Source organism: Stenotrophomonas sp. 05L414_2 (assembly GCF_056397905.1).
The window spans coordinates 1-7793 of the sequence record NZ_JBFTOJ010000177.1 but is presented as its reverse complement, the minus strand read 5'-3'; the positions used below and the strand labels follow the sequence as shown (position 1 = coordinate 7793).

8 protein-coding genes and 1 tRNA gene are annotated in these 7793 nt (G+C 66.8%); 3 read left to right on the top strand and 6 right to left on the bottom strand.

What is annotated here, in order from left to right; all coding sequences use genetic code 11:
- Positions 1–77: 77 nt before the first annotated feature.
- Positions 78–443, bottom strand: a complete 366-nt coding sequence (locus tag AC1DJN_RS18660) for a DUF6164 family protein (RefSeq protein ID WP_032976499.1) — start codon at positions 441–443, stop codon at positions 78–80.
- A gap of 69 nt (positions 444–512) precedes the next feature.
- On the opposite strand from AC1DJN_RS18660, the gene AC1DJN_RS18655 reads away from it, so the two are divergent.
- Positions 513–947, top strand: coding sequence for an FKBP-type peptidyl-prolyl cis-trans isomerase (locus tag AC1DJN_RS18655; RefSeq protein WP_025878883.1), 435 nt, complete (start codon positions 513–515; stop codon positions 945–947).
- Positions 934–2181, top strand: coding sequence for a TIGR03862 family flavoprotein (locus tag AC1DJN_RS18650; protein WP_032976498.1), 1248 nt, complete (start codon positions 934–936; stop codon positions 2179–2181). Before AC1DJN_RS18655 ends, AC1DJN_RS18650 begins: the two co-directional genes overlap by 14 nt.
- 25 nt (positions 2182–2206) lie before the next feature.
- Here AC1DJN_RS18650 and AC1DJN_RS18645 read toward each other — a convergent pair whose 3' ends face one another.
- The 5 genes from AC1DJN_RS18645 to AC1DJN_RS18625 all read right to left on the bottom strand — a co-directional run bounded on the left by AC1DJN_RS18645 (position 2207) and on the right by AC1DJN_RS18625 (position 7290).
- Entirely contained in the window at positions 2207–2668 is a 462-nt protein-coding gene (locus AC1DJN_RS18645; protein ID WP_032976497.1) for a GNAT family N-acetyltransferase, read from the bottom strand.
- 62 nt (positions 2669–2730) lie between these two features.
- Positions 2731–4353 (bottom strand): FMN-binding glutamate synthase family protein, encoded by a 1623-nt coding sequence (locus tag AC1DJN_RS18640; protein ID WP_442252281.1) that lies wholly within the window; start codon positions 4351–4353, stop codon positions 2731–2733.
- A 44-nt stretch (positions 4354–4397) separates the two neighbouring features.
- Positions 4398–5684 (bottom strand): nucleotide sugar dehydrogenase, encoded by a 1287-nt coding sequence (locus tag AC1DJN_RS18635; RefSeq protein ID WP_032976496.1) that lies wholly within the window; start codon positions 5682–5684, stop codon positions 4398–4400.
- A gap of 111 nt (positions 5685–5795) precedes the next feature.
- Positions 5796–6248, bottom strand: coding sequence for a BLUF domain-containing protein (locus AC1DJN_RS18630; RefSeq protein ID WP_478039733.1), 453 nt, complete (start codon positions 6246–6248; stop codon positions 5796–5798).
- 58 nt (positions 6249–6306) lie between these two features.
- Positions 6307–7290: a TraB/GumN family protein gene (locus AC1DJN_RS18625; protein ID WP_478039731.1), complete on the bottom strand. Its 984-nt coding sequence runs from the start codon at positions 7288–7290 to the stop codon at positions 6307–6309.
- Positions 7291–7444: 154 nt separating this feature from the next.
- Between AC1DJN_RS18625 and AC1DJN_RS18620 the strand changes: the two genes are divergently transcribed.
- Positions 7445–7531: transfer RNA gene (locus tag AC1DJN_RS18620), tRNA-Leu, on the top strand.
- Positions 7532–7793: the final 262 nt, after the last annotated feature.

The following is a 7793-nucleotide window of genomic DNA, read 5'->3' as shown; positions in this document are numbered from 1 at the left end:
GCCCGCTGTTGCTGTTGCTGTTGCTGTTGCTGTTGCCGTTGCCTCTGCGGGTGCCGGGTGCAACCCGGCCGAACCCTCTACCCCCGCAGCAGCATGAACGGCAGCAGCACCAGTGCCGCCGCCACCGCCATGCCCAGCAGCACCAGCACCACGAACACAGGGCGGCGGCGCAACAGGCTGCCAAAGGTCTCGGCAGTGCCGTCGCGCARGGCCTGTTCGCGCTCGGCACGGACCCGCACGCCGCGGGCCGCCTGGTAGTCGGCCATCAGCGCCTTGGCTCGCGGCTGGTCGGCATCCTCGCGCAGCCACAGGCCACCATTGGAGATGCCCCACGGACTGGGTTCGGTGCGGTACCAGGCGATGCCGTGCTGGTCCAGCAGCGTGCAGACATCGGCATATTCGTCGTTGCCGACATTGCGCAGATTGAGCAGGAGTTTTGCCATGCCACCATGATACCCGGCGCCGATGCGCTAACCTTGCCGCCCTCGACTCATCGCCCCTGGAGACGCCTGATGCGCCGCCTGCTGCTTCCCCTGCTGCTGTCCCTCGCCGCCGTTGGTTGCTCGTCGGAGCCGTCCGGCCCGCCGCCGGGAGGCACCATTGCCACGTTCGAGCGCATCGACACCCAGCCGGGCAGCGGTGCCGAGGCCGTGCCGGGCCAGAAGGTCAGCGTGCATTACACCGGCTGGATCTACGACGAGCGCGCCGACAACAAGCACGGCAAGACCTTCGACAGTTCGGTCGAGCGCGGCGAGCCGTTCACCTTCACGCTGGGTGCGGGCCAGGTCATCCGTGGCTGGGATGAAGGCGTCGCCGGCATGAAGGTCGGCGGCAAGCGCACGCTGATGATTCCGCCGGAATTCGGCTATGGCGACCGCCAGGTCGGCCCGATTCCGGCAGGTTCGTCGCTGGTGTTCGACGTCGAGCTGCTCAATGTCCAACAGTGACGTCCGCCCGCCGCGCCGCATCGCCGTCATCGGCGGCGGCCCGGCCGGGTTGTTTGCCGCCGAGCGGCTGCGCGCGGCAGGCCTGGATGTCGATCTGTACGAGGCCAAGGGCTCGCCGGGCCGCAAATTCCTGATCGCCGGCAAGGGTGGGCTCAACCTCACCCATTCCGACCCACGTCCACTGTTCGACAGCCGCTACCGCGAGCAGGCAACCCGCGTCGGCCGCTGGCTGGATGGTTTCGACGCGCAGGCGCTGCGCGACTGGGCCGCTGGCTTCGGCGTGGAGACCTACGTCGGCAGTTCCGGCCGGGTGTTCCCGGTCGACCGCAAGGCGGCACCGTTGCTGCGCGGCTGGGTCCGCCGGCTGAAGGAACAGGGCGTGCGCCTGCACGTCAACCATCGCTGGCTGGGCTGGAGCGACGACGGCGCACTGCGTTTTGCCACCGACAACGGCGAACTGGAGGTGCGCGCCGATGCGACCGTACTGGCACTGGGCGGCGGAAGCTGGCCGCAGCTGGGCAGTGACGGTGCCTGGGTTCCGGCGTTGCAGGCCCGCACCGTGGACATCGCGCCGCTGCAATCGGCCAACTGTGGATTCGATATTGCGTGGACACCGTTCTTCGCGCAGCGCCATGCGGGCGCACCGCTGAAGCCGGTCGTCGCACATTGGCATGGCCTCGACGGTGAGCCGCACACCCTGCAAGGGGAGTGCGTGGCCAGCGAGTACGGTATCGAAGGCAGCCTGATCTACGCCCTGTCGGCCGATCTGCGCGAAACCCTCAACCGCGACGGCCACGCCACGCTGTGGCTGGACCTGGTTCCGGGCCGCGACGAGGCACGGCTGCTGGCCGACCTTTCGCAACCGCGCAAGGGGCGAAGCTTCGGCGAGCACCTGCGTCGCCAGGCTGGACTGGACCCAGTGAAGACCGCGCTGGTGTTCGAAACACTGGGCAAGGATGCCGGCAACGATCTGGCCGCGGTGATCGCCACGTTGAAGCGCCTGCCACTGCTCCTGCTGCGCCCGCGGCCGATGGCCGAGGTGATCAGCACGGCCGGCGGCGTGCGCCTGGACGCGCTGGACGAGGGCCTGATGCTGCGTGCCTTGCCCGGCGTGTTCTGCGCCGGAGAGATGCTGGACTGGGAAGCACCGACCGGCGGCTACCTGTTGACGGCGTGCTATGCCAGCGGACTGCGTGCGGCAGAGGGCGTGACCGCGTGGTTGGCCACGCGTTGATCAACGCGCGATAGCGCCGGAAATTTCACCCCGGCCGGCGCATCTTCACCGACGCCAATGACACGCCACTGGGATGCGGATACAGCTCCTCGCGCTCGGCGACGAAGCCCTGCCGCTGGTAGAACGGCACGGCGTTGAGCGAGGCCGACAGCACAACCTCCCGCGTCGGGTCGGCCAGGGCCAGCAACCGCTGCATCAGCGCCTGGCCGACACCCTGCCCGCCCCGATCCGGATCAACGAACAGCGCATCGATCTCGTTGCCCTCGGTATCGAACACACCGAACCCCAGCACATTGCCCCGGTCATCCTCGGCTACGACGCAGCCGCCCTGCCCCAGCAGCCGCGAATACTGCACCGGCGGCGGCGATGCCGACCAGGGTGCAATCACCTCCGGCGGATAGTGGCTGCTGCACAGCTCACGTACGCAGCGCGTTCGCAGGGCCCACAGCGTGCCCACATCATCGTCGGTACCCGTCCTGAACTGCATGCAGCCTCCTTGCATGGATGGTTTTCGTGCAGTCGAGCATGGGCTCGGTCCTGCAACGCGGGTCATCGCGACTTGCTGGCACGCAGCGCCTGGATCTTCGGTGGCGGCTGGAACGAATCGCTGCGTGCGTCCGCCCAGAACGAATGGAACACCGCGTGGTCGGGCACCTTGTGCAGCAGCTCGCCCGGTTCCAGGTAACGATACAACGAGGCCAGCGAACGGATCTCAACCGGCGACACCCGGCGAAGGATGTGTTCCGGGCCTAGCTCGGCCGGATCGTTCAAGCCCGCCGCGCACAGCAACTCCTTCAGCGCGTGCAGGGTGTGCTCGTGGAAGCTGTACACGCGCGTGGCCTTGTCCGGTGCATCCAGATGCTTCCAGCGTGCCGGATCCTGGGTCGCGATGCCGGTCGGGCACTTGTCGGTATGGCAGCTGAGCGACTGGATGCAGCCCAGCGCGAACATGAAACCGCGCCCGGCATTGCACCAGTCGGCGCCCATCGCAATGGTGCGGGCGATATCGAACGCGCTGGTGATCTTGCCGGCAGCGCCGATACGGATGTGCTCGCGCAGGTCCAGGCCGACCAGGGTGTTGTGCACCAGCAGCAACGCTTCGTGCATCGGCACCCCCACGTGATCGACGAATTCGGCCGGTGCCGCGCCGGTACCGCCTTCGGCGCCATCGACGACGATGAAATCAGGCAGCAGACCGGTCTCGTGCATTGCCTTGGCAATGCCGAACCATTCCCATGGGTGGCCGATGGCCAGCTTGAAACCAACCGGCTTGCCACCGGACAGTTCACGCAGGCGGGCCACGAACTGCAGCAGTTCAACCGGCGTGGAGAACGCCGAATGGCGCGATGGCGACACGCAGTCCACGCCCATCGGCACGCCACGCGTCACCGAGATCTCGGCGGTCACCTTCGGCGCCGGCAGCACCCCGCCATGGCCGGGCTTGGCACCCTGCGACAGCTTGATCTCGATCATCTTCACCTGATCGTGGTTGGCATTGGCAACGAAGCGTTCCTCGCTGAAGCCGCCCTTCTCGTCACGGCACCCGAAGTAGCCCGAGCCGATCTCCCAGACCAGGTCACCGCCCATCTCCCGGTGATACGGCGAAATCGAGCCTTCGCCGGTATCGTGGTAGAAACCCCCCAGGCGTGCGCCTTCGTTCAATGCGCGGATCGCATTGGCCGACAGCGAACCGAAACTCATCGCCGAGATGTTGAACACGCTCGCCGAATAGGGCTTGGCACAGTTCGGACCGATCAGCACGCGGAAATCATGCTTGGCGATGGTGGTCGGCGCCAGCGAATGGTTGATCCATTCGTAGTCCACCGCATATGTGCTGCGCAGGGTACCGAAGGGCACCGTGTCCATCTGGTTCTTGGCGCGCTGGTAGATCAGCGCACGCTGCTGCCGCGAGAACGGGACATCCTCCAGATCGCTCTGCACGAAGTACTGGCGGATCTCCGGGCCGATCGATTCCAGGCCATAACGGAAGTGCGCTATCACCGGATAGTTGCGGCGCAGGGTGCTGCGCTTCTGCAGCAGGTCCCAGGTCCCCAGCGCCACCATCGCAGCTGTAATGCCGACGCCCCAGTACCAGGCCGGCCAGATCGTGGCCAGCCACAGGCAGATCGGAAACATCAGGATGGCGAGCAGGTAGACGATATACCGGTGCATGGCGTTCCTCGGTTRCAACTGCCCCGAGTCTACCGCGCAAGCACCTACAGGCGATCGTCGACCACGCTGCGCGGCCAGGCGGACTTCACGTCATAGACCAGCCCACCGGGCGCCAACAGGCTGCGGATATGGGCATCGTCCATCGCCTTGAAGCTCTCATGCGCCACCGCCAGCACCACCGCGTCGTAGCTGCCGGGCACCGGCTCGGCCAGCCAGTTCACGCCCTCGTCCGCCATGGCAGCTGGCCCCACCCACGGATCGCTGACGTCCACCTGCGCGCCGCTGCCGGCCAGCCGCTGGGCCAGTTCCAGCGCGCGGCTGTTGCGCAGGTCCGGGCAGTCCTCCTTGAAGGTCACGCCCAGCACCAGGATGCGCGAGTGCGCTGGCATGCGGCCACGCTCGGCGAGCATCGCCAGCACGCGTTTGGCCACATGTTCGCCCACCCGGTTGTTGACCTGCCGGGCGGTGTGGATGAGGTCGGGGTGGTAGCCCATGCTTTCGGACTTGTGCAGCAGGTAGTACGGGTCCACGCCGATGCAGTGGCCTCCCACCAGCCCCGGCCGGAACGGCAGGAAGTTCCATTTGCTGCCTGCGGCGTCGAGCACATCCTGGGTGTCGATGCCGAGGCGATCGAAGATCAGGGCCAACTCGTTGACCAGCGCGATGTTGACGTCACGCTGGATGTTCTCCACCACCTTGGCCGCTTCGGCGACCCGCATCGACGGCACCGGGAACGTACCGGCGGTGATGATCCGCTGGTACAGGCCATCGACCACCGCAGCCACGTCCGGCGTTGAACCGGAGGTGATCTTGCGGATGTCGGCCAGGCGCCGCTGGCGGTCACCCGGGCTGACCCGCTCGGGACTGTAGCCGCAGTAGAAATCCTCGTTGAAGCGCAGCCCCGAGCCCTGTTCCAGCAGCGGCACGCAGACTTCTTCGGTGGTACCCGGGTAGACGGTGGATTCGTAGATCACCAGATCACCGACGCGCAGATGGCTGGCGATCAGTCGCGTCGCCGAGCGCAAAGGCTCCAGATCAGGCTGCTCGTAGGCATCGATCGGCGTGGGCACGGTGACGATGTAGACGTTGCAGGCGTCGAGCTGCGCCGGATCGCTGCTGTAACGCAGCAGCGACGCGCTGGCCAGTTCGTCCGGCTCCATTTCCAGCGTGTGGTCCTGCCCGCCGGCCAGTTCGGCGATGCGCGCAGCATCGATGTCGTACCCCAAGGTGGGCAGCTGGCGGCCGAACGCCACTGCCAACGGCAGCCCGACATATCCCAGGCCGATGATGGCCGGGGACGGGCTCTGTGCTGCGCCGATCGGCGCACTCATGCGCGGCGTCCAACAGGCGGCGATGGTGTCCACTGGGTCATGCGGGGATCCGGGAGCAGGCAAACGTGCCGACAAGGTTAACCGCGGCAGCGGCGCCAGACCACGCCCGGATCAGGATCCGAGGCTGACGGCAGYCGGCTCGAGTTCGCCGTGCCGCCCCGTCCAGGCCCGCAACAACAGGCAGAAGCCATGATCCGGGGGCTCCTGCCCCAGACTGAAACCATGCCACGGGGCCGCCACGATGCTGCCCAGCGTCGCCGCATCCACGTGCCGGTTGGCCATCGTCCAGCGCGGGAACCAGCGGCTCGGGATCGGGCCTGCGGCAAGCTGGATGATGCTGCCGTGGCGACGCGCGTTGCCGATCCGCGCGTGCACCGAAGCCAGCCCATCCCGTGGGCCTTCGATGTACTGCAGGAAACGGCTGCCATCGAACATCAACGCCCCGGTCACCCCGGCCATGCGGTTGAACGCGGTCGCATCGGCCAGCAATGCATCGAGCTCGGGCACGTCCAGTCCCTCCCTGGCCGTGCTGACATAAGCGTACGCATGCAACGGCATGTCCATCACTCCCCTCCTGAGTGCAGAGGAATATGACAGGAAGCACGAGGACTTCAAGCGTTGGCTATTCCGGCGGCGACTCGACCTGATAACCGCGTTGCACCAGCGCATCCAGATAGCCCTCGCCCAGCAGCAGGCTGACCGGCACCGTCGCGAAGGTGCCTGGATGACGGCTCAGCGCCGCATCCACGCCCTGCAGCCAGCGCGTGCGTACCTGCTGCGGCATATCGCTCCAGCCGCGCCGGCGCACGAAGGCCGAATCCTGCAGCAGTTCGCGGCAGGTCTGGGCCATCGCCGAACCCGACAGCCGGCGCAGTGCCGCGACATCCCCCAGCGCCCAGGCGTTGGCGCRCTCGCGCAGCACCGGTGCCTGGAATTCCACCGTGTCGAGCGTGCGTTCGAAACACGCGCGGTCATCGACTTCGGTGGCCTGCAGCTCCTTCAACGTGCCACGGATGTCGTCGACCTTCAGCTTGACCTGCACGTCTTCCGGCTTCAGATCGTGCGCCTTGTACGCGCGCCCGAGTGCTTCCTTGACCTGCTTGCCATCACGCAGGCCGTTGCGCTTGAGGAAGGCCTGGTACAAGCGGCCGGAGGCCACCAGCGGACGGTCCTTTTCCACGCCACGGTCATTGCCTAGGTAGGTCTGTTTCAGGCCGAGCCAGCGCGCGTGCGTTGCCGGCGGCAGGATCTGGTCAAGCGTGCGCCCCTGCGGATCGCGCGCGGTCTTCAACGCCAGTGGCAGCAGGGTCAGACCCTTGAACACACCGATCTTCGCATCGAGGGCGAAACCCGGATCGCCCAGCACATGGTCGACGCTGGCAATGGTCCGCTCCACTTCGTCGGAGCGCCATTGCACACCGCTCGGCAACGGCGAGACCGTGCCCAGGATCCACAACACATGCCCCTGTGGAGCGGTGACCTTCCAGAGGCCGGGGCCGGGTTGTTCGCCGGTCACCTGCACCGTCGCCATGTCCACCACCGCCCCGGTGGGCGCAGGCCCCTGCTGCGCGGCGGCCGGGCCGATCGCCAGCATCAGCCCCAGCACGGCACTGCATCCGATCCATCGCCTGCCACGTGCACGCATATCGCCATTCCCGGGAACGTTGGCGGACTGTACCCAGCGCCGCGTCCGGTTGCGTAAAAGCCGTGTTAGCCGGCGGCAGCGGCGGCGATTCCGTTACAATCGGCGCGCGCTGCAGGCCCGGATGGCGAAACTGGTAGACGCATSGGACTTAAAATCCGCCGACCGCAAGGTCATGCCRGTTCGATTCCGGCTCCGGGCACCAACGGTTTCGGGCGATTTCTTGCAGCTCCCAGCGCTCCGCAATTTTCGACTTGCTCCGCAAAAGCGAGCTGGCCGTGCTCACACGCCCCGGCGCAGTTCCCTCAGACCTGTCCTCACCCGTGTCTTCATCGGGTCCTTCGCCCTTGGCTTCATCACCGCCGGCGAACGGATTGGCGCCAGCGCTTCCTTTACTCGTTCCAGGTCCCTCGCCCCCCTCGATCAAGCAGCGTGCCTGCTGCAGCTGTTTGTGTAGGCGGCAGGGC